The organism is Deinococcus aquiradiocola (assembly GCF_014646915.1).
Taxonomy (GTDB): domain Bacteria; phylum Deinococcota; class Deinococci; order Deinococcales; family Deinococcaceae; genus Deinococcus; species Deinococcus aquiradiocola.
Genome location: NZ_BMOE01000011.1, coordinates 1 through 23,642 on the forward strand (window position 1 = coordinate 1; position 23,642 = coordinate 23,642).

Here is a 23,642-nt window from a genome sequence, read left to right on the forward strand (position 1 = left end):
CCGAAGTGATCCGCGATCTGCTGATTGGTGTGTCCGCCGGCCTGAATCATGTCCAGTGCAGCGAGTCGCCGTTCTTCGAGCTGGGGGCGGGTGTACCTGGAGGGGTGCCAGGGTGCCATGTCCCAGCCAGTGTAGCAACCTGAATTTCTACCGGTCTCAATAGTTCCAGCCTACTAACGCTCATAGCGAGCCGTGATTAAACGTTAGCCCATGTCTTCGGCCCAGAGGTCATCCCCGAAGTGGTTCCAGGGGAGTCGGCCTTCGTTGGGGTCGGTGATGTCGAACTGGGCGTCCATGGTGTACAGGAGGGTGGCGCCCTGTTCGCCGGCCTGGTATCCGTGCGCGACGCCGCTGGGGATGTGCAACATCATGGGCTGCTCACCGCTGAAGACGAGCTTGCGTTTCACGCCGAGGGTGGGGCTGCCCTCGCGGCAGTCGACGAGCCAGATCATGAGCTGGCCCTGCAGGACGCACCAGATCTCGTTCTGTTCCTGTTTGACGTGGATGTGGAAGGCGTTGATGCGTTTCGGGGCGGCCCAGGAAACGCTGATCTGGCGGGGCGTGAGCTGCCCGGGGAGGCCCTGCACGCCGTGCTCGTCGAGGCGGACGTACTCCATGAAGGCGCCGTTCTCACTGCGGTTCTTCTTGAGGGGGTGGAACCAGACGCCGTCGATCTGGGCGGCGGCGGGGTACGTCTCGAACTTCAGTTCCTGCGCGTATTCGGGCGCGAGTTTGATGGTGTGTTCAGGCATGGCGTTTCTCCTTGCTGAGCTTGATCAGGTACTTGCCGTACTGGTTCTTGGCGAGTTTCTGTGCCTGTTCCAGCAGCATATCGGTGCTGATCCAGCCGTTGCGCCACGCGATCTCTTCGGGCGAGGCGATCTTGAGGCCCTGGCGGTGCTCGATGGCCTGCACGAACAGGCTGGCTTCCAGCATGCTTTCGTGTGTGCCGGTGTCGAGCCACGCGAAGCCGCGCCGCATGAGTTGCACGTCGAGCAGGCCCTCGTTCAGGTACGTGCTGTTGACGTCGGTGATCTCGAGTTCGCCGCGCGGGGAGGGTTTGATGCTGCGGGCGATGTCGACGACGCGCTCGTCGTAGAAGTACAGGCCGGTGACCGCGTAGTCGGATTTCGGTTCGGCGGGCTTCTCCTCGATGGAGAGGGCCTTACCGGTGTCGTCGAAGTCGACGACGCCGTAGCGTTCCGGGTCGCTCACCTGATACGCGAACACGGTGGCGCCCTGGGGACGGCCGTTGGCGTCCTGCATCAGGTCGGAGAGGTCGTTGCCGTAGAAGATGTTGTCGCCCAGCACGAGGGCGCTGGGGTTCCCGGCGATGAAGTCCTCACCGATCAGGAAGGCCTGCGCGAGGCCGTCTGGTTTGGGCTGCACGGCGTACTGCAGGCGGATGCCCCACTGTGAACCGTCGCCGAGCAGCTGCCGGAAGCGGGGGGTGTCTTCGGGCGTGCTGATGATCAGGATGTCCTGCATGCCGCCCAGCATCAGGGTGGTGAGCGGGTAGTAGATCATCGGCTTGTCGTAGATGGGCAGCAGTTGTTTACTGACGGCGAGCGTGGCCGGGTACAGGCGCGTGCCGGACCCGCCCGCCAGGATGATGCCGCGGCGGGACGTGGTGAACGCCGTCATTGCTGACTGGTCCCCGCGAGGCGTTCGGCGTACTGGCGGTTGTAGTACTCGCGGAACTCGCCGCTGCGGATCGGTTCCCACCACCAGCGGTTGTCCACGTACCACTTCGCGGCCTCCGCGACGGCCTGTCTGGGATCGTACTTCGGTTCCCAGCCGAGCGCGCGGAGCTTATCGACGTTCATGCTGTAGCGGCGGTCGTGGCCGGGGCGGTCCGTCACGTGCTTCACGAGGCTGTGGTCCTTGCCGAGGGTGTCGAGCACGATGTCCACCATTTCCAGGTTCGTCATCTCGCGTCCGGTCCCGACGTTGTACACCTCGCCGATCACGCCCTTCAGGAGGACCGTCTCAATGCCGGTGCAGTGGTCGTACACGTGCGCGTAGTCACGCATCTGCAGGCCGTCACCGTACACGGGCAGCGGCTCGCCCAGGATGGCGTTCGTGCTGAAGAGCGGCACGGCCTTCTCCGGGTACTGGTACGGCCCGACATTGTTCGCGCCGCGCGTGATCGTCACGGGAATGCCGTACGTGATCGCGTACGCCTGCACCAGCTGATCGGCGGCCGCCTTGCTTGCCGCGTACGGGCTGCGCGGGGCAAGCTCGTCCGTCTCCACGCTCTGGTGGTTGTCCTTGATGTGGCCGTACACCTCGTCGGTGCTGATGTGATGCAGCCGGATCCCGAGCTCACGCGCCACCTCCAGCAGCACGTGCGTGCCGCGCACGTTCGTGTCCGTGAACACCAGCGGCCCCAGAATGCTCTGGTCCACGTGCGTCTCCGCCGCGAAGTTCACGATCAGGTCGATGCCCTCGTCCTGGCAGGTCTTACGCACCAGATCCTGATCGCCGATATCCCCCACCACCAGCGACACGTTCGCGGTGTCCCACAGGTCGTGCAGGTTCTCCTTACGTCCCGCATACGTCAGCTTGTCGTACACCACGACCCGGCTCTCCGGATGCTGCGCCAGCCAGTACCGCACGAAATTACTCCCGATAAACCCGCAACCGCCCGTCACCAACAGATTCTTGATTTCGCTCATACATCACTCCTTGTGCTGATCCCAATGATAGCTGTGCATGCTCATCCGTTTCTTCACGGATAACGGAAGGAAACGGTGGCGCTTGCCGAGCTGGAACGCCGTGAACTTCACGGCGGCCTCCGCGACCACCAACGGAATCAGCGCTGGTCGTCCACGGCTCAGTACGTAGCGGACCTGCTCTCGCACAAAGCGCAGTCCCTCACCGCCGACAGCCGCTCCATCCAGCATGCTTCCCGCATCCGCAAAAAACGCGCCGACATCGAAGTTCCGGCGGAACTGCTGTTTCAGCGTGTAGTCGTGCGAGTGAACCACCTCCGACTCCGCCACGTATTTGATGCTGTAGCCAGCCCGCAAGATCTTGGCGGCCATCATCATGTCCTCGTTCATGATCACGTTGTCCGGAAATCCACCCAGTTCCCAGAAGACGTCTGCACGAACGGCCGAGCACACATTCGAGAAAAAGAACGCCTTGACGCCCATTGCAGGGATATCCTGACGATCGCGCACGCGACTTATGGAAGGGTAATTGAAATCCCTTGAAAACTGCTCCAGCAGCGAAGCTCCCGGTCGCGGCAGCTGGCGCGCGAACGTCGCTACAGCTTCGCCAGTTCGAATCGGCTCAACCAGTTTCTCGAGCCACCCTGAATCATGCGGGACAGCGTCTTGAGTCATAAAGACCAATACATCAGCGCCGGATTGTGAGGCCAGTTTCGCTCCTAGATTTCTTGTGCCTCCGTGATTAAATTCGTCTTGGGAAATGTTAAAAAATTCCGTATTTACGTATAATTCTTTGCTAGTAAAAATTAAACTTTGATCAGATTCAATTATTTTTATATAAGGCTTTAGATTACTGGCTCGAGAATAATCGATTATTTTCCAAATTTTTTTGTCGGGCTTATAAACCGGAATAACGACGAAAATTTTCATATTTTCCTCGATTTTCTATACATTGCTATCAAAACTTGACCGATAACCGAAGATCGCTTTCGAATAATTGATGTTATATCACCGCGTTTCATTGAAGTAACGTTATTCGAATGTCTCCTATACAATATGAGTGGTTCATTTACTAGAACAAATGAATCCATTACTAAAGATACGACCCCTATCCACTGATCGTGCATATTTATATTACTAGGAAACGGTAGTATTTTCGACTTAATTTTTTTATCAAACGCCATACAGCACCCGATAAAGAAGTTTTTATACATGGCTCCCAACAAGTTTCGACTTACATTACGAGATTTTAAGAAAGTTTCCTCACATTTCCCATTTTCATTTAAAATATAAGCGTCGGATAGACAAACCATTTTCTCTGAACTTCTCATAGCAGAAAGCATTTTCACAATCTTACCGGGCAACCATATATCATCTTGATCGGACAAAAATATGTAATCTCCGGTCGAATATTCTATAGCCTTTGCAAAGCTTTTTAAAACTCCTAAATTTTTCTCGTTTTTAATTACTTTTATGCGAATATCTTTGAAAGACTCTATTACGGCAACCGTATTGTCTTTTGAATTATCATCAACTATAATTATCTCATCTTGACTACTGATTTGGAGAATGATACTTCTTATCTGGGAACCAATATATTTTTCTCCGTTATAAGACGCCATACACACAGATACTTTAGGTTTCATGCTACCCTCTTCGCGCCCATTTTGCCACGTATAGCGTCAGAGGTAGCGACAGCGATACAACGAATTTTCTCAAATCTCTGATGTTCTACAATCAGAATTTTTGCTATCTCCGAAATTGATCTGATTATCTCTCTACCACACCACACTGGGTGCTTATTAAAATGTTTCAGGATGATATAAATCCTATTTCTAAACATATAATATCTTCTGATAACAGAGTGATTAGATGATGATATTTTTATACCCAAAATATTTTTCGCTATTGGATTACCCAAAGACTGAATCAAACTTGCATCTCTGTTTATCGAAAGCTTCATCCCGTTGTTTAGTAGCGTGAGACAATAATCAAAATCAACGTAATCAATAAACAAATTTTCATCTAATTGTATTTTTTGACACATAAGCATTCTGATGACTGAGCCAGAGGTGATGATTCTTGTATTATCCGTATCGTTTAAAACAATTCCACTGCCATCCTCAAGAATTACGGGACCCGACAAGGCAACAGAAGGATGCACGTCCATAAATTTGATCATCTTTTCGACAAAATTGTCCTCAATTTTGCTATCTTGATCAAGAATAACTAAATACTCGCAGCTGTCTTGAATTATTTCGATAGTTTTGTTTATAGCAACAGCTATTCCATCGTTTACGGAGTTACCTATTAAAATGATATGCTCTTTTTTATCCATTGAAAAGACATTACTGTTACACCAAACATAAAGTTTATCAAACTGACTTGAGTTTTTAATTGCTAAACTCACCTGCTCATCTGTAGGGTGATAAAATATCACAAGTCCGTAAACCTTTTTATTTAGATTATTGCGCATCCGTTTTCCTTTTTTCGACTATGTAAATTACAACCAGGCCTACTATAATTGCTTTTCCAGCAGTCTGAAAGTAATTGACAAAAGGAGAATTCAACATCCAGCCGCATGCCACGACATACAAATATACACGGTAATAAGTGGATTTTAAGTAACTTGACAAGGTTACCAGCAACATAAGCAATGTCGGTAGTATTAACCCCAATACCTTGCCATAATCTTTAATAAAAGATAAATATCCTGTACTTGCATTGTAAGTTGCATTATATCCAAAAATATACGAGTTTGTTTCTCCTGACGTGTCAAAAATATTTTCCTGAATGCTAAAATCTATGCCAAGCTTCCTTATAAATGTTATAAGCGGTCCAAAAGTATTCAAACCGTAGCCATAATTCTCAGCCAGGCTTGTACTGTTGTACTTATCCTTCAAATTGTTCATACTGGTATATATATATAGATAGTTTGACACGATGGCAATGTTAAATTGGTTATTCTGTATTTTTAAATTATATCTACTTTTAATTATGTTAAACGAAGTTTCCGCTCCGTTGTCTCTGCTCAAAGAGATAAAATTGGCAGAAGATAGTAATAAAGCGATCAGCAATATGTTTCTGACACTAAATACTTTCTTTATTTTGGAAATTAGAAATGGGTTAAAGAACAAGGTTGGCAAAATAATAGAAATATATATAACAACCGGCGTTCTAGAGAAGTTGAATAGGCCCAACAATAACGCCAGTAGTCCGATACTTACTATATAAAATATATCACTTTTGTTTTTAGCTTTTAATACAATAATAAACAGAGCAGGGACATATATGTATCCGACGTACTCTACCAGTGAATATAATAAAGGCGCACCTTCATAAGAATACTTAAATTTTTCGATTCTAATACTCGATGAACTACTAAAAAAATCTATAATATTCATTCCTGCAAATACGTAAACGTTGTATAAGCAGGCTACACATATCGATATAACAGAGAGATAAAACAAACTGGCGTTCTTAGCTCTCAAATCGGGCAAAAATTCCCTTCTACTATAAACATTCGTCGGCACAAGGGTGACTAATAAACTTCCAACAAGCGAAACTATATAAATATAATTCAGATTTCCCAAATTCGGAAATTTGTTCTTAAATATTAGTACTTCGCCTAAGTAATATAACAAAAATACAGCGCTCCACGTTATAGCATTTGCACTGATTAATAGCTTTGACGAATTATACTTACTGCTTTTCAGAAAACCTAGCATAAGAATTATAGAGGAAAAAAGAGCAAAAAAACTCATCGCAATGTCAAACATTCTTGCCAATCACGTCCTCAATTTCCTTTGTTCTGTTTTCCCAGGTATTTTCTTTGATAAAATCGAGCTTTTCTAGATCGCTACCTTTCGCAGGAGGAGTGCTTTCTACCAGAAGACACAACTCTTCATAAGTCTTATAAAAGTATACAAATTTTTCAAACCTAAATATTTCTTCATAATAGATGGAGAAAACTGGCTTGTTAAAACATATATATTCGTAAAGTTTTACTGGATCAACACCATAAATTAACTCACTAAGCTTAAAAGGCATAATTAGAGCATCCGCTTTACCAGCGTAAACCATCATAGATTCATGATCCATGGGGCCCGTATAGATAAGATTCTCCTCTTTTGGAAGATCTACTTCTGATGGTCCTATTAAAACTATTTTAATTTTTTTTCTAGAGCTTTGAAGCAAAGTCTGGATAGCTCCAAAGTCGAACCATTCAGCGATAGCACCGAAATACACTATAGTGTAGTAGAGATCAGATTCGGGAAGCATCGAATAGAAATTATGGAATTTTGATGCAATGCTCTGAGACAATCCGTTTCGTACAAGACTAACATTCAAATTACTGCCGTACCTTTCAGCTATTTTCTTTTTCAGATAATTACTGGAAACGATCACAGTGGAAACTGAACAAGCTAGATCCTCAGTTTCAATCAAAAAATTTCTGTCCTTCCGATTACCGTGAAATTCCACATGATCGTCCATACAATCATATATAATAGGAATTCCAAGATGATAAACGTACTGTACTAAACCTGGATGGCAAATCCAAATCACATCATATTTTTTTCTCTTGTGCAAGATATAAACATACGCTGTATTGATCACGATATCCAAAAACCGCATCGGGTAATGCCTTTTTTTTGGAATCGGAATGAGACGCTTGGGTTTTATACGATCAGATTTATTCTCTAACCTTTTAAATCGCCTAAGACTAGTTTCATATCTCACATCTACTTTATTGCCCGCGCTTTCTAACTCTTCTGCTATAAAATGTGGCCTCTGCTTGATCCATCCCCATTCTATGTGCATTAGGTAAAGAATTTTCATATTAGCTCCTTCGTCTCAAGAAAATCCACAAAACCGCAAAAGCTATGAAGCACTCCGATATAAGAATTGAATAGCTGACATCTCGCAAAGTAGTCCCGTAAGAGTGTAGTGACAAAAATCCGGCACCCAAAATAATCGCAACGATATATATTTGAACGTACAAACGAGACATTCCTTCAACTATCAGGTAAGTGACACCAAAGTAACCAGCAGTAACAGCAGCCAGCCCCCATAAGACGAAAGATGAATACAATATATTATATCCAATTTTGACGTCGCCAAAATTTATTCCTAAAATGCTTAACGAAATAGGAATTGCGATTGCCATGGATAAATATACTGCGCATATCAATAACCATACCGAAAATAGTTTTTTATACTTCGCCTCTCCTTTATTTTTAGAAACAAAATAAGGTGTTAAGTTTGCCACTACACTTGTATATAACGCAATAACAGATCTAACAACTCTATCATAGACTGTGAGTACACCAAAAGAGGCTGGATCTAAAAAAATTTTTGCTAAAAAAATATGAAAATTACCGGCAAAGAAACCGAGTATATTTATAATAAAACTCGGAAAATCTTTCATAAAATATGCGAATATCGAACCTTCTCTTGTATAATTCATTAATTTAATTTGGTAAAGGGTGGCAAAAAAATTAAATATACCCTGAAAAGCTATCGAGATCACATAGCATAGCAAAGCCGAATAAAGATCCATTTTTATAATTAAAATCATCAGAAGAAACACACTTTTAGACAGTACCGTCGAATAAAGAATAGGAAGAGTCCTCTCTATGGCTGTGAGGAAGAATTGCGTATTGAGGCAGTAAAATATTATATATATAGCAAAACAAGCGGTTATCTTTGGGGGAGTCATTTCAAAAACTACCAAGACCGTCACTGTTAGCATCAGTGTTATTAATCCCAGCAAAAGTCTCGCGATAACCGGTGAATATGAATGGGTTTTAACTACGTGAACAATCCCGTAGGTTGAAAAATTATAATCAATAACTGTAGATAAGACAGAAAAGGTGGTAACATAAAATATGTATTTTCCATAATCTCCGGTTCCCATGTGACTCAAAAGCAGCGGGATCGATAGTATAGGAACCAGGGCATTCAAAATATACGATACGCTTGAAAAAAATACATTTTTGGCAAACATTTAATAAGCGCCTTTCCCGGCAAATACGACACGTACAGTCTGAATTAAAACCACCATATCCAACCAAGGTGTCCAATTGGTCACATAAAAATTATCCATACCCACACGCTCTTCATAACTGGTGTCACTTCTACCATTGGCTTGCCAGTATCCTGTCATTCCAGGCCGCACCTGCTTGTACACAGCATAGATATCTCCATATTTTGCAACTTCACCCTGTACAATAGGTCTCGGACCGACAAGGCTCATACTTCCGAGGACTACATTCGCCAATTGTGGCAATTCATCAAGACTTGTCTTTCTCAAGAAAACCCCGACACGTGTAACGCGAGGATCATTCTTTAGCTTATGTGTAGCCTCGAACTCGATCTTAAGTTCTACATTACTATCAAGGACGCTCTTCAGTTTTTCTTCAGCGTCTCTATGCATGCTTCGGAACTTGAAGCAGTCGAATGCTTGCCCATTTCTACCTAATCGACGAGCTCGATAGACGGCTGGCCCAGGACTGTCAATCTTGATGGCAACTGCAATCAAAAGAAGAATAGGAAGGATAAGCAATCCCCCAACACCGGCACCGATAAGGTCAATTGTGCGCTTCATTGCACGAGACTGGACACTTCTCAGGTTGTTTCTGACTTCTAAACTTGCGACACTACCGATATTATGAGGTTGCATTGCCTGATTCGGCACACCAAACAGATCTGGAATCACCCAGGTATGAGGAAAAACGGCGTATGTTGCGTTTACAATCCTTTGCTGTAACTCAGCACGTGCTCCGGGCATAGAGATAAGTGCCTGTTCAGTTTGAGGTTCAGTCAACGCAAGCTCAAGCGGGCCGAGAATGGGAACACCATGAATATCTGCACCGTGCAGTGATGGATTGTCATCATATGCAGCCACGGGATTCAGTCCGTATGACGGATGGTTTCTCAGATGACTGATCGCGATCTGAGCCGTCTGCCCGGCTCCAATGATACTGATCGGACGCCCATACCGACCTAAACGAATCAGAAGATAACGAACTGCATACCGAACGAATAGAGCCAGGAAGAGAGTGATGGTCCAGTACAGCAGGACACCCACAACGTTAGGCGCGAATTGCTGCACGGCTACTGCTGCTGCCAGCTGTACGGCCACCACCTGTGCTGTACCCGTCACATGCATTCGAAGTTCAGTCTGAGGAGAACGACCGTAGCCGGGATACAGTCCAGAATATGCCCGCCACAATATCCACACACACCCCCACACGAGCAGGTTGTACTTCGCACTGTCGAATCCCATCAAATGCTGCACAAGAATGAGCAGAAGAGAGGCGAGCATCAGGCTGACAGCATCGCCGACAAGAAGTGCGCCACCCTGAGGGACACTCGTCAGTGTTCCAGCAGCCTTCAGCTCAGTCTGTCTCACTGAAGTCGAGAGCGGTGTAAGAATTCCCATGAATGTGCGCCTCAAGCCTTCCGACTATTGGGTGCGTATCCGTAACTGTAGCCGTACGTCTTGCTGTCCTGACCTGAAGGATTGACCTTGTTCAAAATAAAGCCAAGAATACTAACGTTCGCATTTCTGGCCCGGCGCAAGCTCTGTCGGACCGCCTGCAGACTGGTTTTCCCTTCCTCAACGACCAGCAGGACATGATCTACATGACGGCCGATAACCAGACCATCAGCAAGTGCCAGAAGCGGCGGACTGTCGATAAGGATGAGGTCGTATCCCTGTCCCCAACGAGTCAGGTACTCACCGAGCGGAACACGGTTCAGGAGTCCGAGACTGTCGTGCATACCAGGTCCGGCGGGAAGGACATGTACACCCGGTTCGGCCTCCATAACCTGAACGTTCGTCGGATCCTTGAGGGCGTCCACGAGCGTCCGTGCCCCGTTCTGCCCGGTGAGCTGCACCCAGCTGTGCTCCGTCTCGTACTTGTCCCACACTTCCTGTTGAGTGCCGCGCCGCATATCGGCATCGATGATCAGGACACGTTGCCCACTGGCAGCCAATCCATCTGCCAGGGTGGCCGTCAGGCTGCTTTTGCCTTCTCCCGGTGCCGTGGACGAAATCATGATGCGTTGACCAGACTTGTTACCGATTCTGGACAGGATGTTCACGCGAAGGAACCCGATTGCTTCATACAGGCCCGCGAGTCGTGCTGCACGAACGATGCCGTTAAACACCACCTCACGGCGACGTAACCGTGGAATCATCCCGAGTGTAGGGAATCCGAAACTGAGAAGATCATCTTCAGTTCGGGCGGTACGGTCTGTGACGGTTCGGAATGCCGCGATGCCAGCACCGAACAACAGTGTCACCAAGGACGCCAGAATCGCATTCCGCGTCGGTTTCGGCGCGACACGGTCAAGGGGGACGACGGCAGGCGCGACGAGTTCCAGCGATCCGCTCACGCCTTCCGCCTGGATGCCCGTCTGGGCGAGGTTACGCTGCAGTGTTGCACGCGAGGAGATGAGTGTCTGGCGCTCCAGATCGCTCTGGCCACCCTCGGCCAGCTGACGGTCCACCTCGCCCAGCTGTGCACGTAGGCTCCGCTCAGCACGCTGAACACCGCTGAGTGCCCGACCGCGGTCCCAGTTGAGTAGCGCCTGGGCCGTAGTATCTGCGAGAAAAGCAGCGGCCTCAGGACTGCCCGCACGTGCCGTGGCGGTGTAGACACCGTTGCCGTTGAAATCCAGCTGGTTCTGCAGCCCGACTGTCTGGACGTCACGTCGGCGAAGCTCCTTCTGTAGCTTTACAGCCAGCTCAGTCCGCAAGTCCACGGGCAGTTCCGGTGCATTCCTGACACGTTGAATGATTTCGCCCAGGACCACCGGCCCTTGAAGAGCCTCCTGAAGTGCACCTGCCGGGAGTGGAGCGGCCGTAACGACTGTATCGCGCACAGCGCCAATGTTCGTACTGTTCCCGCTGGTCACGAGACTGGACGACGCTTCAAACACGTCCGGCTGTGCGCGTGACAGGAGAAACACGAGGACACCCACGGCAACCGTCGTGAGCAGGATCCAGGTCATGTATCGCCGTATGCCCTGCCAGAGGGCACCAAGCTCTATCTCATTCTGTTCCTCGTCACCAGCCTGTGGCTGTTGGCGTCGTGGGCGGTCTGTGCCGGACCGAAGTTCGTCGAAATCTGAGGGAGGGAAATTCGTCATGCAAAACGCTCCAGTTCTGGGTTTTCTTTAATTTTCTGAACAAGTTTCTTGATGTCCTGGGTTCTGTCCTTGTGGACGACCAGGGTGACTTCTGCCGTGCGGACGACGACCACGTCCTCAAGGCCGATGGTGGCGATGAGGTCGTCACCGTCGGTGGTGTACAGGATGGCACCGCCCGTGTCGATTCCGACGTGACGGCCGACGGCCACGTTCTCACCGTGACCACGGAGCAGGCGTTCCAGGGCATTCCAGTCACCCAGGTCGTCCCAGCCGAATTCGGCCGGGATGACGACGACGTTCTCCGCCTTCTCCAGGATCGCGTAATCGATGCTGATTTTTTCCAGGTCGGGGTAGTGGGTGCGGATGCCGCCACGGGTCGCGACGGCCGCCCGAAGTGCTTTGAGCAGTTCAGGCTGGTAGCGGGCGAACGCTTCCAGGATGGTCCTGACCTTCCAGATGAACATGCCGCTGTTCCAGCTGAACCGGCCCGTCGCGAGGAATCCGGCGGCTGTTTCCGCGTCGGGCTTCTCAGTGAAGCGGGCGACACGGTAGGCCGGGAAGTCCTGCTGGCCACCCACCTCTTCACCACGCTCGATGTACCCGTAGGCGATGGACGGGTAGGTCGGAGCGATGCCGAGCGTCACGAGCACGTCGCGCTCCGAGGCGAGCGCGATGGCGCGGCCGACCACGTCGGCGAACACGTCCGGACGATCGACGCGGTGATCGGAGTGAAAGACGCCCATCAGGCCGTCCGGGTCGAGCTGTTCGATCTTGAGGGCCGCGTACAGGACGGCGGCCGCCGTATCGCGCGCCACGGGTTCCACGAGCAGGTTCTCGGTCGGCAGGTCCGGCAGGTGCTGCAGGACCTGCATCCGGTGATCCACCCCCGTCACGATCATGACGTCCTCGACACTCACACCAGGGAGCGTGGCCAGCCTGTTGACTGTCGCCTGGATGAGACTGAACCCACTGTCGTCGAGTGTCAGGAACTGCTTGGGTTTGCTCTTCCGGGAGAGGGGCCAGAAGCGTTCGCCGCTTCCGCCTGCGAGGATTACCGGATAGAACTGTGGCGCCGTGGAGCCGGACGGTTCGTGTGCACTCAAGTCATTGCCTCTTTTCGTGACTGCGAGCGCTGTTCCAGGATGGGTATCGTGCCATCTGGAGCAGCGGATGCACGCGTATCACGGTGCGGTGTGTGGAGTCGACTTCAGCGTTACCGGCCTGAACCCCCGGGGTCTTCGGTCCGCGAACTTTCAGACAGCCCCGTGAGGGCTTGTCCCTGAAACCGTCCATTACATTACCCCGAAATGCGTGCGGTGTCACAACTTTTTCTCTCGTCTGCGCCTCATCGAACGATCAGATTGGGGGGCAGACGGCCTCCCTCCGGGCGTCAGGTCCGGATGAGCGAGGTGGCCGTCGAGAGAATCCGTTCCTGCTCCTCCTGTGACTGGGCTTCCACGTACACGCGGACGACCGGTTCCGTGCCGGAGAAGCGGAACATCGCGAACGCGTCGCCTTCGAGGAGGAGTTTGACGCCGTCCCTGGCGTTGACGTCGAGCACGCGGCGTCCGGCGAGTTCAGTCAGGGCACTCACCTGGGCACTGAGGGCCTCGCGGGTCTGTCCGGGCTGCAGGTGCAGGTCGTTGCGGCCGTAGAAGTGCCGGAATCCGGTGAGTGTCTCGATGTCGGCGAACAGCTGCGGGAGCGAGCGTCCACTCGTGGCGACCGCTTCGAGCAGCAGCAGGCCGTTGAAGATCCCGTCACGTTCGGGGATGTGTCCGCGTGACGCGAGACCGCCGGACTCCTCGCCGCCCATCAGCACCGCGAGGCTGGGGTCCTGCTCGCCTTCCAGGAAGGCGTCCGTGATGTACTTGAAGCCGACCGGCGTTTCCAGCAGTTCGAGGCCAAGCACCGCGCACAGCCGGTCGATGATGCCGCTGCCGGACACGGTCTTCACGACCCGGCCGCGCAGGCCCTTGTCGTGGAGGTGTTTGAGGAGCACGGCGAAGATCTGGTGGCTGTTGAAGAAGAGGCCGCCGGCCGTGACGGCCCCCACGCGGTCCGCGTCGCCGTCCGTCACGATCGCGAAGGTCTCCCCGGCCTCGTGCTGCAGTCTCGTCATGGTCACCGCGAGGTTCTGCGGGATCGGTTCCGGGTTGACGCCGTAGAACATGGGGGTCGGCTCGCCCCGGATGGCCTCGAAGGTCGCGGGAATCCCCGCGCGCGTCAGGTACGCTTCGATCCATCCGGCGCCCGCGCCGCCCATCGCGTCGTGGAATACGCGCCCGCGGTACTGCCGCAGGGTGGGCAGGTCCAGCAGGGCGTCGAGGGCCGCGAAGTACGGTTCGCGCACGTCGAGGGTCCCCGTGTGGCCGGGCGTTTCAGGAGCCGGGCCGCTCTGGGCCTGCAGGGCGTGTTCCACCTCGGTCACGATGGCAGGCGTGGCACTCCCGCCATAGGGGCCCTTGAGCTTGTACCCGCTGTACGGGGGCGGGTTGTGGCTCGCGGTGATCATCACGCCGCCCGCCGCGCCCAGGTGCCGGACCGCGAAGGACAGGGCGGGCGTGGGAATGAAGTCCTGCGCGAGGTGGACGTTCAGCCCGGCGGCCGCCATGGTGTCGGCGGCGACGCGCGCGAAGCCTTCGCCCTGGAACCGGGTGTCGTGTCCGATCACGACGTCCGTCCCGCCCTGCGCGCGCAGGTACCGTGCGTGCGCGCCCGCCACGCGGGCCACGTTGTCGTAGGTGAAGTCCTGAGCGATGATGTCACGCCAGCCGTCCGTTCCGAATTTGATGGGCATAGAGTTCTCCTTTTCTCCTAAGTTGACTGGACGCATGTCCGGAGTGCCGCTGGATAACGTCCGGCGTCGGGGGCTGTAGGCTCCCCTGGTCGTGCAGTCCTGAACATACCGCACGGCACCGAAACGCCAGGACGCGCGTGCGTCTCCCTCGAGGACTCTAAAGTCCCCGTCATGTCCGCTCCTCTACAATCGGTCCAGATGAAAGCGATCATTCCTGCCGCTGGTTTCGGAACCCGGATGCGGCCCCTGACCTTTACGCGGCCCAAGCCCGTCCTGAACGTGGCGGGGAAACCCATCATCGTGCATGCCATCGAGACGCTGCAGGCGGCGGGCATCACGGAAATCGGCATCGTGGTGTCGGATGTGACGCGTCCGGCGGTACAGCAGGCGACGGAGGACCTGCCGGGCGTCACGCTGGAGTTCCTGGAGCAGTCGGAGATGCTGGGCCTGGGGCACGCGGTCCTGATGGGGCGCGAGTGGGTGGGCGAGGACGACGTGTGCGTGTACCTGGGCGACAACCTCTTCCAGAACGGTGTGGGGGCGTACGTGGACCTGTTCGTGCGGGAGCGGCCGTCGGCGGTGATCGGGCTGGTGGAGGTGGAGAACCCCAGGGCCTTCGGCGTGGCGGAGCTGGACGGGCAGAGGATCGTGCGACTGGTGGAGAAGCCGCAGAACCCGCCGTCGAATCTGGCGGTGGCGGGCGTGTACTGCTTCTCGAGCCGGATCTTCGATCAGCTGGCGTCGCTGAAGCCGTCGGCGCGTGGGGAGTACGAGATCACGGACGCGATTCAGGGCCTGATCGACGACGGGCAGACGGTGCTGGGGCAGACGGTGGAGGGCTGGTGGAAGGACACGGGGCAGCCGCGTGACCTGATCGAGGCGAATCATCTGCTGCTGGAGCGGCTGGAAGACGCGCGTCTGGGGACGGTGGAGGACTCGCGCCTGACCGGTCCGGTGGCGCTGGCGGCGACGGCGCGCGTCACGAACTGCAAGATCGTGGGGCCTGCCATGATCGGTGAGGGTGTGGTGATCGAGAACGCGTATATCGGGCCGTTCACGAGCATCGGTGCGGGCAGCGTGATCCGGAACTCGGAGGTGGAGCACAGCGTGATCGAGCAGGAGTGCGTGATCGAGGACGTGGAGACGCGCCTGCAGGACTGCCTGATCGGGTTGCGGGCCGTGGTGCGGGGCGGGCGGCGCATTCCGAAGACGTTGAAGCTGACGCTGTCGGACGCGAGCATCGTCGAGCTGACCTGAGTGTGGTAGGCGGGTGTGGTCGCCGGCTGACTGGACCTTGAAAATCCATTCCCGCTGACATTATCTGAGTGTGGTTTTGTTAACCTGTGGGCATGTCGAATCCCTATGCCGAGTGGTTTGAACAGCTGCGGGCGGAGTACGGCGAGCAGCTGCGCCAGATGCCGCTGCCCGAGGGCCTGCCGGAGCACCTGCACGCGCTGGTGCTCGCGCAGGACGAGGACGCCATCACCCTGATGCTGAAACTCGCGTGGCAGTTCGGCGCGCAGGCGGGCTTCGCGGCCGGGCAGAGTCAGGACCGCACCCCCACCCCCCCTCGCCGCAGCACCGTTCAGGCCTGACCCACCCCACATCCACACACGCCCCGGCGCCTTCACGGCCCGGGGCGTTAAGCTTGGGTGTGGCCTCCATGCGGCAGCACGAGATCAAGGACCCCATTCACGGCTTCGTGCGCCTCTCGCAGCCGGAACGCCTGCTGCTCGACAGCGCGCCCGTGCAGCGCCTGAGGCACATTCACCAGCTGGCGTACAGCGGTCACGTGTATCCCGGCGCGACGCACCGGCGCTTCGAGCACTCGCTGGGCGTGATGCACCTCGCGGGGCTCGCCTTCGACGCCCTGCTGCGCAACGCGGAACGCTGGGCGGGTGCGGCGGCGCTGCCGTCCGGCCTGGACCTCCCGTACTGGCGGCGGGTGCTGCGGGCGGCGGCGCTGCTGCACGACGTGGGGCACCTGCCGTTCAGTCACGCGGCGGAGGACCTGCTGCCGGACGGGCAGTCGCACGAGGACCTGAGCGGTCGCCTGATCGTGTCGGCGTTTCTGGACGCGCCGCTCGCGGCCCTGGAGGTCGATCCGCACGACGTGGCGCTCGTCGCGGTCGGCGCGCACGGGGGGGCGGGGCGGGAACCGGAGGCCGAGGCGGGCTGGCTGGCGGCCCTGTCGAGCCTGGTGACGGGCGACGCGTTCGGCGCGGACCGCATCGATTACCTGCTGCGGGACGCGTACCACAGCGGCGCGGTGCTCGGCACCTTCGACGCGGCGCGGCTGGTGGACCGGCTGGTGCTGCTGCGCGGCCCGGCGGGCCTGGAAGTGGGCCTGCACGGCGGGGCGCTGCAGGCGGCCGAGGCGCTCCTCACGACGCGCGACGCGCTGTACGAGGGGCTGTACTTTCACCCGGTGCGGCGCATCTACGATCATCACCTAGGGATGTTCCTGCGCGACGCGCTCGGCACGCCGCTCCTCCCGCAGGGCGAGGCGGGCGGCTTCTCCGGGCGACTGGAGCGTCACCTGGCGCTCACGGACAACGAGGTGTTCGCCGCGATCCGGCTCGCGAACCTGGACCCGGGCCTGCCGGGGCACCGCTGGGCACGGCGGCTGGAGCGGCGGGAGCATTACCGGCTGCTGTACCGTTCGCGGCAGCAGCCGGGCGCGCCGCTCGCGCGGCAGATCGCGGTCGCGGCGCGCGAGCGGTTCGGTCCGGCGCAGGTGGTGTACGACCCGGTCGAGCGGCGGCCCGGACGGCTGGACTTCCCGCTGCTGGGCCGCGGCGGGGTGGAGTCCGCCCAGGCGTCGTCGAGGCTGCTGCGGGACCTGCCGCCCGTGAGTGCCGAGTACGTGTTCATCGCGCCGGAAGTGCGGGACGAGGCGCGGCTGTGGCTGCGGGACGAACTGCGGGACGCCGGGACCCGCTGAGCGGTGCGGCGGTCCGTCGGGGGTCAGGCCGGTCGTGCGCCGACCCCGACCATCCGTCACGTCATTCGGGCAGGGTGGAGATCAGGACGCGCGTGTCGCCGGTCGCGGTGAGCGTGAAGGTGCCGGCCGCGCCGGTCACGAGGGCCGTGGCGTACTGCGGCAGCGTGAGGCGCTCGTCGCCGCTCACGAGGTCCGCCTCTCCTTCGGTGACGGTCACGATCTGCACGCTCTGCCCGGCCGTGTCGTCCGTGTAGGCGTGACCGGCCATGAGGCGCAGGCCGGTCAGCTCGAAGTACGCGCTGCTCGTGAGGGTGCCCTGGCCGTGCGTGACGCTGGCGGGGCGCAGGTCGCCGCGCAGGGCGGGGTCGGTCACGGCGACGGATTCCTCCAGGTGCAGGGCGCGGCCGGCGCTGGCGGGGCGGTCCCAGTCGTACACGCGGTATGTGGTGTCGCTGCTCTGCTGCACCTCGTACAGCAGCAGGCCCGGCCCGAGGGCGTGCAGTGTCCCGGCGGGAATGAAGACGGTGTCGCCCGCCTCGACCCGGTGGCGTTCGGCGACGTCGAGGACCGAGCCGCTGCGGATGGAGTGCGCCAGCGCGTCGCGGGTGGTGCCGTCCTGCACGCCCGCGAGGATCTCGGCGTCCGGCGCGGCGCGCAGCATGTGCCACGCCTCGGTCTTGCCGCGCTCGCCGGGGCCGACCATGCTCTCCGCCTGCCGGTCGTTCGGGTGCACCTGGACGCTCAGCCAGTCGGCGCAGTCGAGCAGCTTGATGAGGAGCGGGAAACCGCCCTGCGCCGCGCCGCGCGTGCCGAGCAGCGCCGCGCGGTCCTCGCGCAGCAGGTCGTCCACCGTGAGGCCCGCGCGCGGTCCGGCCGTGACGACGCTCTCGCCGTACGCGATCCACGCTTCCCCGATCGGCATGCCGCTGGAGGAGGGGTGCAGGAGTTCACCGCCCCAGACGCGTTCGCGGAACTGGGGCGTGAGGGGCAGCAGTCTGGGAAGGGTCGGCATGCCTTCATGGTAGCGAGCGCGTGCCGCCGCGTGCAGGGGGCGGGAAGGTGGGTCGTCCGGGCCGGGCCGCGGCTGGTACAATGCCCCGTCAGTCATGAGCCGCCCTGTGAGAAGACCCCTGCTGTCCCGCGTCACGCCGCCCCAGCTCATCGCGCTGTCGTTCGCGCTGGCCATCCTGATCGGCGGGGCGCTCCTGAGCCTGCCGGGCATGGTGCGGCCCGGTCAGGCGCTCGGGCCGCTGGACGCGCTGTTCATGGCCACGAGCGCCCTGTGCGTGACGGGCCTGTCGGTGGTGGACCTGCCGCGCACCCTGACGCTCACCGGGCAGTGCGTGCTGCTGCTGCTCATTCAGCTGGGCGGGCTGGGCATCGTGACGCTCGGGACGCTGTTCGCGCTGCTGGCGCGGCGGCGCATCGCGTTCTCGCAGCGGGTGCTGCTCGCGCAGCAGATCAGTGCCCTGAACGTGGGCGGCGTGCTGGGCCTGCTGCGCAGCATCCTGCTGTACACGGCCGTGATCGAGGCGAGCGGAACGGCGCTGCTGGCGCTGCGGTTCGTGCCGGAGTTCGGGTGGGGGCAGGGCCTGTACTACAGCGTGTATCACGCCGTCATGGCGTTCAACAACGCGGGCTTCACGCTGCTGCCGCAGGGGCTCACGCCGTACGTGGCGGACCCGCTGGTGAGCGTGGTGGTGCCGGTGCTGGTGATCCTGGGCGGGACGGGGTTCCTGGTGCAGGCGAACATCCTGGGTCACCTGCGGGACCGGCGGCGGCAGCATCTGCTGGTGCACAGCCGCATCGTGCTGAGCGTCATGGCGGTGCTGCTGGTGGGCGGGACGGCGCTGTTCGCGCTGCTGGAGTGGAGCAATCCGCGAACGCTGGGGCCGCTCGGGGTGGGCGCGAAAGTACTCGCGAGCTTCTTTCACAGCGTGTCGCCGCGCACGGCGGGCTTCAACACCCTGGATTACGAGCTGATGCGGCCCGCGACGCTGTTCCTGACGATCCTCCTGATGTTCATCGGCGCGAACCCCGGCTCGACGGGCGGCGGCATCAAGACGAGCACGGCCTTCGTGATGCTGGGCAGCGCGTGGAACATGGTGCGCGGGCGCGGCGAGCTGATCGCGTTCCGGCGGCGGCTGGATCAGGAGACGGTGCTGCGCGCGCTGAGCGTGACGCTGCTGTCGACCGTGATCGTGGGCGTGGCCCTGATGCTGATGCTGGCCCTGAACAGCGACCCGCGCCTGGATTTCCTGCACCTGACCTTCGAGACGGTGAGCGCCTTCGCGACGGCGGGACTGTCCATGAACGCCACGCCCGACACGAACGCCGCGCAGCGCGTGCTGCTGCTGCTGCTCATGTACGTGGGGCGCATCGGGCCGCTCACGTTCGCGGTGGCGTTCAACAGCAGCGTCCGCGTGCGCGACGTGAACTACCCGCCGGAACGCGACATCCTGGTCGGCTGAGGGCCTCTCCCCTCCCCCGCTCACCGGGCGGGCCGGGCGTCCCTGTTGATCCGGGCTGCGGCGCGACATACCCTGGAGCCGAATGAAGAGCAAACAATGTCTGGTGATCGGTCTGGGCCGCTTCGGGACGGCGGTCGCCACGACCCTCTACGAGATGGGTCACGAGGTCGTGGCGGTCGACACCAACGAGGACAACGTCGAGAACGTCACGAACCTCGTCACGCACGCGGCCGTGCTGGACGCGACCGAGGAGCGCGCCCTGAAGGCCATCGGGGTGGCGGACTTCGACGTGGTGGTGGTGGGCATCGGGACGGACGTGCAGGCGGCCATCCTGGCGACCATGAACGCCAAGAGTCTCGGTGCGCCGTACGTGGTCACCAAGGCGATCGACGAGATGGCGCGCCGCGTGCTGGAACGCATCGGGGCGGACCTCGTGATCCGGCCGGAGCACGACAGCGGCGTGCGGATCGCGCGGCAGATCGCCACGCCGAACCTGGTGGACACGCTCGACCTGGGCAGCGATCACGCGATCGTGGAGCTGGAAGCGAACGAACGCATTCGCGGCAACCTGCGCGACGTGAACCTCACGGGCCGGTTCGGGGTGCAGGTGATCGCCATCAAGCGCGGCGGGAAGGTGGAGATCTCGCCGCGTGCCGAGGAGGAACTGCGCGCGCACGACAAGCTGGTCGTGATCGGTCTGGCGCACGCCATCGACGATCTGCGCCGGTACCTGGGCGGCTGACGGGCGCGGCGGGCGGCCCGGCCCTCCGGGCGTGTTTTTAAGCCCGGTTCAAATTTAGACTCGGCTGCGCTATACCTGAGGGATATGGAATCAGCATCGCTGCGAGAGCGGCAGAAAGAGCGTCGTCGCGCCCGCATCTACGGCGTTGCCATCGAACTGTTCAAGCAGGGCGGCTTTCAGACGACGACCGCCACCGACATCGCCAAGGCGAGCAACGTCTCGCGCGGTACCTTCTTCAATTACTACCCCTACAAGGAGGCGGTGCTGCTCGACTACGGCAGCGCCGTGGTGGAGGAACTGCGCGCGCTCGCCGAGTCGCGCCTCGCGGAGGGCACGCCGCCCGCCACAGTGCTGCAGGAAGTCTGGATGCGCCTCGCGGAGCAGAACGAGCACGAGCGCGACCTGATCCCGCCGCTCGCGTACGAGGTGCTGAATCCCGACCCGGAACGCGCCCGGATCGCGTATCAGGCCCTGCCGCTCGGAAAGGTCATCGAGATGATCCTGCGCCCCATGCAGCAGGCCGGACAGCTGCGCAGCGACCTGAGCCTGAGCCGCATGAGCAACCTGATCGCGGATACGTACCTGATGATCGCGCTGCGCTGGAGCGCCTACGGCGGCGGCCGGTCCCTGCAGGAGGAGATGCGGCTCACGCTGAGCTTCCTGATGGACGGCGTGATGCGCCGCTGACCGCACCCTGCCGCACCGAATGTCCGGACGCCTGCGGCACGCGCACCGTACAATGCCGTGACCCCGTGACCTGCACGGGCCGGAGGAGGGAGACGGTTGATCGAGGGTGAACTGTACATCGGGAACGCCGAGCAGCACTGGCCGTTCTCGCGGGGACTGGTGGTGGAATCCCTGCTGAACGCCGGAGCGAACCCGGCGGCGGCCGTCACGGTGGCCCGCAGCGTCGAGCAGGCCCTGCACGTCAGCGACGCGCACTACACCAGCGCCGACGAGCTCAAGACCCTGATGACCCGGTTCAGCCGTCAGCTGCTGCCGCCGGACGTGACGCGCGAGGTGGAACGGCAGGTGGCGGCCTTTCAGGACATCATCGTGCAGACGCAGAAGCGTGAACTGCCGTTCTCGCGCGGCGTGCTGGCCCGCAGCCTGGAGGACCTGGGTCTCGCGCCGCGCGAGGCTTACTCCGTGGCGAGTCAGGTGGACCTGTGGCTGCGCCGTGACGGCGTGCAGCGCATCTCCGCCGACGAGATCGACGACCTGACCGAACGCATTCTCGGCGAGCAGTACGGCAACCAGATGCGCCTCACGTACCGCTTCCTGCGCTACAACCGCGGGCGGCTCGGCGTGTTCACCAGCGAGAGCACCCTGCCGACCCCCTTCTCGAAAGGCATCCTGGTGCAGTCGCTGCTGGCGGCGGGCGTGCCGCCCGACTACGCCCGCAAGGTGGCGCGCAGCACGCAGCGGCAGCTGCGCGGCGCGGACGACCGCGTGGTGGACCGCGCGCAGATCCGCGAGAAGGTCGAGGAACTCCTGCGCGGCGAGGTCGGCCCGGAGGTCGCGGCCCGCTACCGTCTGCTGCGCGTGATCCGCAAACCGCCCCGCCCGCTCGTGGTGCTGCTGGGCGGCGTGAGCGGCACCGGCAAGAGCCTGCTCGCGTCCGAGATCGCGTACCGGCTCGGCATCTCGCGCATCGTGTCTACCGACTCGATCCGCGAGGTGATGCGTGCCATGGTGAGCCCGGCCCTCATCCCGACGCTGCACGCCAGCACCTTCAACGCCTGGGAGGCCCTCGTGCCGCCCGAGCAGGACTCCCCCGAGCACCCCAGCGAACGGCAGCTGCTGGCAGGCTTCCGTGAACAGGTGCAGCAGGTGAGCGTGGGCCTGGGCGCCGTCGTGCGCCGCAGCCTCGCGGAGGGCGTGAGCATGGTGCTGGAGGGCGTGCACCTCGTGCCCGGCTACCTGCCGACCGAGGAGTTCGGCGCGGCCATCGTCGTGCCGCTCCTCATCACGCTGCCGAGCGACGACGAGCACCGCAGCCACTTCGAGTCGCGCGCCCTGGAGAGCCGTCAGCAGCGGCCCCGCACGCGCTACATGAAGTACTTCGACGAGATCCGCGCCATGCAGGGCTACCTGGAACGCCTCGCGGAACAGCTGAACGTGCCGCGCCTGGACGGCCTGAGCCTCGACGAGTCCGCCGACCGCGCGGTCGGACTGGTGTTGCAGCGCGTCCTGGCGGAACTGTCCGCGCAGGAACGCGCCGACCTGCTCGGGAACGCCGAGGCGAGCGCCGTGGCCGCGAGGCAGGAGAACGAGTAGGACGGGTCGTCCGGACGCCGGTTCGTCCGTGCCGCACCGTCCGGTACGAAAGCCGGGAGTCGGCACGGAACTGGTCCGTGCCGACTCCCGGGGTGTGCCGCCGCGAAGGGGTGAGGTTCAGGTTCCGGCGGGCACCTGCGGGAGGCGCACGACCGAGAACCAGAAGTCCTCGAAGGTGCGGATGACCGAGAAGAAGTTGTCCATGCTGATCGGCTTGACGATGTACGCGTTCGCGAAGCTCTCGTAGCTGCGCAGCACGTCCGTCTCGGCGTCCGAGGTGGTCAGCATGATGACCGGCAGGGTCCGCAGGTCCGGGTCTTCACGGATGGCCTTCAGGGTGCTGAGTCCGTCGAGGCGCGGCATGTTGATGTCGAGCATCACGAGGTCCGGGCGGGGCCGGTCCGCGTACTGACCCTCGCGGCGCAGGTACGCGAGGGCGTCCACGCCGTTCTCGGTCACGTCGAGGTGCACGGCCAGACGGCCCTGGTCGAAGGCTTCACGGACGAGGAACACGTCCATGTCGTTGTCCTCGGCCATCAGGATGCGGATTGTTTTCAGGTTCTGTGGCATG

The 23,642-nt window shown here is 58.4% G+C and carries 22 protein-coding genes; 7 read left to right on the top strand and 15 right to left on the bottom strand.

Annotated features, from left to right (window positions below; all coding sequences use genetic code 11):
- Positions 1 to 203: 203 nt before the first annotated feature.
- The 13 genes from IEY33_RS14130 to IEY33_RS14190 all read right to left on the bottom strand — a co-directional run bounded on the left by IEY33_RS14130 (position 204) and on the right by IEY33_RS14190 (position 14,634).
- Entirely contained in the window at positions 204 to 752 is a 549-nt protein-coding gene (locus tag IEY33_RS14130) for a dTDP-4-dehydrorhamnose 3,5-epimerase family protein (protein WP_188963938.1), read from the bottom strand.
- Positions 745 to 1,644 (bottom strand): glucose-1-phosphate thymidylyltransferase RfbA, encoded by a 900-nt coding sequence (rfbA, locus tag IEY33_RS14135; protein WP_188963939.1) that lies wholly within the window; start codon positions 1,642 to 1,644, stop codon positions 745 to 747. Before rfbA ends, IEY33_RS14130 begins: the two co-directional genes overlap by 8 nt.
- The gene (rfbB, locus tag IEY33_RS14140) at positions 1,641 to 2,678 is read right to left on the bottom strand and encodes a dTDP-glucose 4,6-dehydratase (RefSeq protein WP_188963940.1); all 1,038 of its coding nucleotides are present in this window, start codon (positions 2,676 to 2,678) and stop codon (positions 1,641 to 1,643) included. The genes rfbA and rfbB overlap by 4 nt, the downstream gene beginning before the upstream one ends.
- A 3-nt stretch (positions 2,679 to 2,681) precedes the next feature.
- Positions 2,682 to 3,605, bottom strand: a complete 924-nt coding sequence (locus tag IEY33_RS14145) for a glycosyltransferase family 2 protein (protein ID WP_188963941.1) — start codon at positions 3,603 to 3,605, stop codon at positions 2,682 to 2,684.
- Positions 3,602 to 4,321 (bottom strand): glycosyltransferase family 2 protein, encoded by a 720-nt coding sequence (locus IEY33_RS14150; protein ID WP_188963942.1) that lies wholly within the window; start codon positions 4,319 to 4,321, stop codon positions 3,602 to 3,604. Before IEY33_RS14150 ends, IEY33_RS14145 begins: the two co-directional genes overlap by 4 nt.
- Complete coding sequence (locus IEY33_RS14155) at positions 4,318 to 5,151, bottom strand: glycosyltransferase (protein ID WP_188963943.1); 834 nt, start codon at positions 5,149 to 5,151, stop codon at positions 4,318 to 4,320. Before IEY33_RS14155 ends, IEY33_RS14150 begins: the two co-directional genes overlap by 4 nt.
- Positions 5,141 to 6,454, bottom strand: a complete 1,314-nt coding sequence (locus IEY33_RS14160) for a hypothetical protein (RefSeq protein WP_188963944.1) — start codon at positions 6,452 to 6,454, stop codon at positions 5,141 to 5,143. Before IEY33_RS14160 ends, IEY33_RS14155 begins: the two co-directional genes overlap by 11 nt.
- Complete coding sequence (locus IEY33_RS14165; RefSeq protein WP_188963945.1) at positions 6,447 to 7,514, bottom strand: glycosyltransferase family protein; 1,068 nt, start codon at positions 7,512 to 7,514, stop codon at positions 6,447 to 6,449. The genes IEY33_RS14160 and IEY33_RS14165 overlap by 8 nt, the downstream gene beginning before the upstream one ends.
- Before the next feature lies 1 nt (position 7,515).
- Positions 7,516 to 8,640, bottom strand: a complete 1,125-nt coding sequence (locus IEY33_RS14170) for an MATE family efflux transporter (protein ID WP_188963946.1) — start codon at positions 8,638 to 8,640, stop codon at positions 7,516 to 7,518.
- 42 nt (positions 8,641 to 8,682) lie between these two features.
- A complete protein-coding gene (wbaP, locus tag IEY33_RS14175) occupies positions 8,683 to 10,119 on the bottom strand; it encodes an undecaprenyl-phosphate galactose phosphotransferase WbaP (protein WP_188963947.1) in 1,437 nt (478 codons plus the stop codon).
- 11 nt (positions 10,120 to 10,130) lie between these two features.
- Complete coding sequence (locus tag IEY33_RS14180; RefSeq protein ID WP_229671030.1) at positions 10,131 to 11,696, bottom strand: polysaccharide biosynthesis tyrosine autokinase; 1,566 nt, start codon at positions 11,694 to 11,696, stop codon at positions 10,131 to 10,133.
- A gap of 134 nt (positions 11,697 to 11,830) precedes the next feature.
- Positions 11,831 to 12,937, bottom strand: coding sequence for a mannose-1-phosphate guanylyltransferase (locus IEY33_RS14185; RefSeq protein ID WP_188963949.1), 1,107 nt, complete (start codon positions 12,935 to 12,937; stop codon positions 11,831 to 11,833).
- A gap of 287 nt (positions 12,938 to 13,224) precedes the next feature.
- Positions 13,225 to 14,634 carry a phosphoglucomutase/phosphomannomutase family protein gene (locus IEY33_RS14190; RefSeq protein ID WP_188963950.1) on the bottom strand — a complete coding sequence of 470 codons (1,410 nt, stop codon included), beginning with the start codon at positions 14,632 to 14,634 and terminating at the stop codon, positions 13,225 to 13,227.
- 198 nt (positions 14,635 to 14,832) lie between these two features.
- On the opposite strand from IEY33_RS14190, the gene IEY33_RS14195 reads away from it, so the two are divergent.
- The 3 genes from IEY33_RS14195 to IEY33_RS14205 all read left to right on the top strand — a co-directional run bounded on the left by IEY33_RS14195 (position 14,833) and on the right by IEY33_RS14205 (position 17,578).
- Positions 14,833 to 15,891, top strand: a complete 1,059-nt coding sequence (locus IEY33_RS14195) for a glucose-1-phosphate thymidylyltransferase (protein WP_188963951.1) — start codon at positions 14,833 to 14,835, stop codon at positions 15,889 to 15,891.
- Between the two features lie 92 nt (positions 15,892 to 15,983).
- A complete protein-coding gene (locus tag IEY33_RS14200) occupies positions 15,984 to 16,229 on the top strand; it encodes a DdrH (RefSeq protein ID WP_188963952.1) in 246 nt (81 codons plus the stop codon).
- Between the two features lie 68 nt (positions 16,230 to 16,297).
- On the top strand, positions 16,298 to 17,578 hold the full coding sequence (locus IEY33_RS14205) for an HD domain-containing protein (RefSeq protein WP_188963953.1): 1,281 nt from the start codon (positions 16,298 to 16,300) through the stop codon (positions 17,576 to 17,578).
- 61 nt (positions 17,579 to 17,639) lie between these two features.
- Here the strand turns inward: IEY33_RS14205 and IEY33_RS14210 are convergent, their stop codons facing one another.
- Positions 17,640 to 18,590, bottom strand: coding sequence for a type I phosphomannose isomerase catalytic subunit (locus tag IEY33_RS14210; RefSeq protein WP_188963954.1), 951 nt, complete (start codon positions 18,588 to 18,590; stop codon positions 17,640 to 17,642).
- A gap of 94 nt (positions 18,591 to 18,684) precedes the next feature.
- Here IEY33_RS14210 and IEY33_RS14215 point away from each other — a divergent pair, with 94 nt between their 5' ends.
- The 4 genes from IEY33_RS14215 to IEY33_RS14230 all read left to right on the top strand — a co-directional run bounded on the left by IEY33_RS14215 (position 18,685) and on the right by IEY33_RS14230 (position 23,071).
- Positions 18,685 to 20,049, top strand: coding sequence for a TrkH family potassium uptake protein (locus IEY33_RS14215; protein ID WP_188963955.1), 1,365 nt, complete (start codon positions 18,685 to 18,687; stop codon positions 20,047 to 20,049).
- Between the two features lie 82 nt (positions 20,050 to 20,131).
- Positions 20,132 to 20,791 (top strand): potassium channel family protein, encoded by a 660-nt coding sequence (locus tag IEY33_RS14220; protein WP_188963956.1) that lies wholly within the window; start codon positions 20,132 to 20,134, stop codon positions 20,789 to 20,791.
- An 84-nt stretch (positions 20,792 to 20,875) separates the two neighbouring features.
- Positions 20,876 to 21,478 carry a TetR/AcrR family transcriptional regulator gene (locus tag IEY33_RS14225; RefSeq protein WP_188963957.1) on the top strand — a complete coding sequence of 201 codons (603 nt, stop codon included), beginning with the start codon at positions 20,876 to 20,878 and terminating at the stop codon, positions 21,476 to 21,478.
- A gap of 96 nt (positions 21,479 to 21,574) precedes the next feature.
- Complete coding sequence (locus IEY33_RS14230; protein ID WP_188963958.1) at positions 21,575 to 23,071, top strand: ATP cone domain-containing protein; 1,497 nt, start codon at positions 21,575 to 21,577, stop codon at positions 23,069 to 23,071.
- A 117-nt stretch (positions 23,072 to 23,188) separates the two neighbouring features.
- Here the strand turns inward: IEY33_RS14230 and IEY33_RS14235 are convergent, their stop codons facing one another.
- Complete coding sequence (locus IEY33_RS14235; protein ID WP_188963959.1) at positions 23,189 to 23,641, bottom strand: response regulator; 453 nt, start codon at positions 23,639 to 23,641, stop codon at positions 23,189 to 23,191.
- Position 23,642 lies beyond the last annotated feature (1 nt).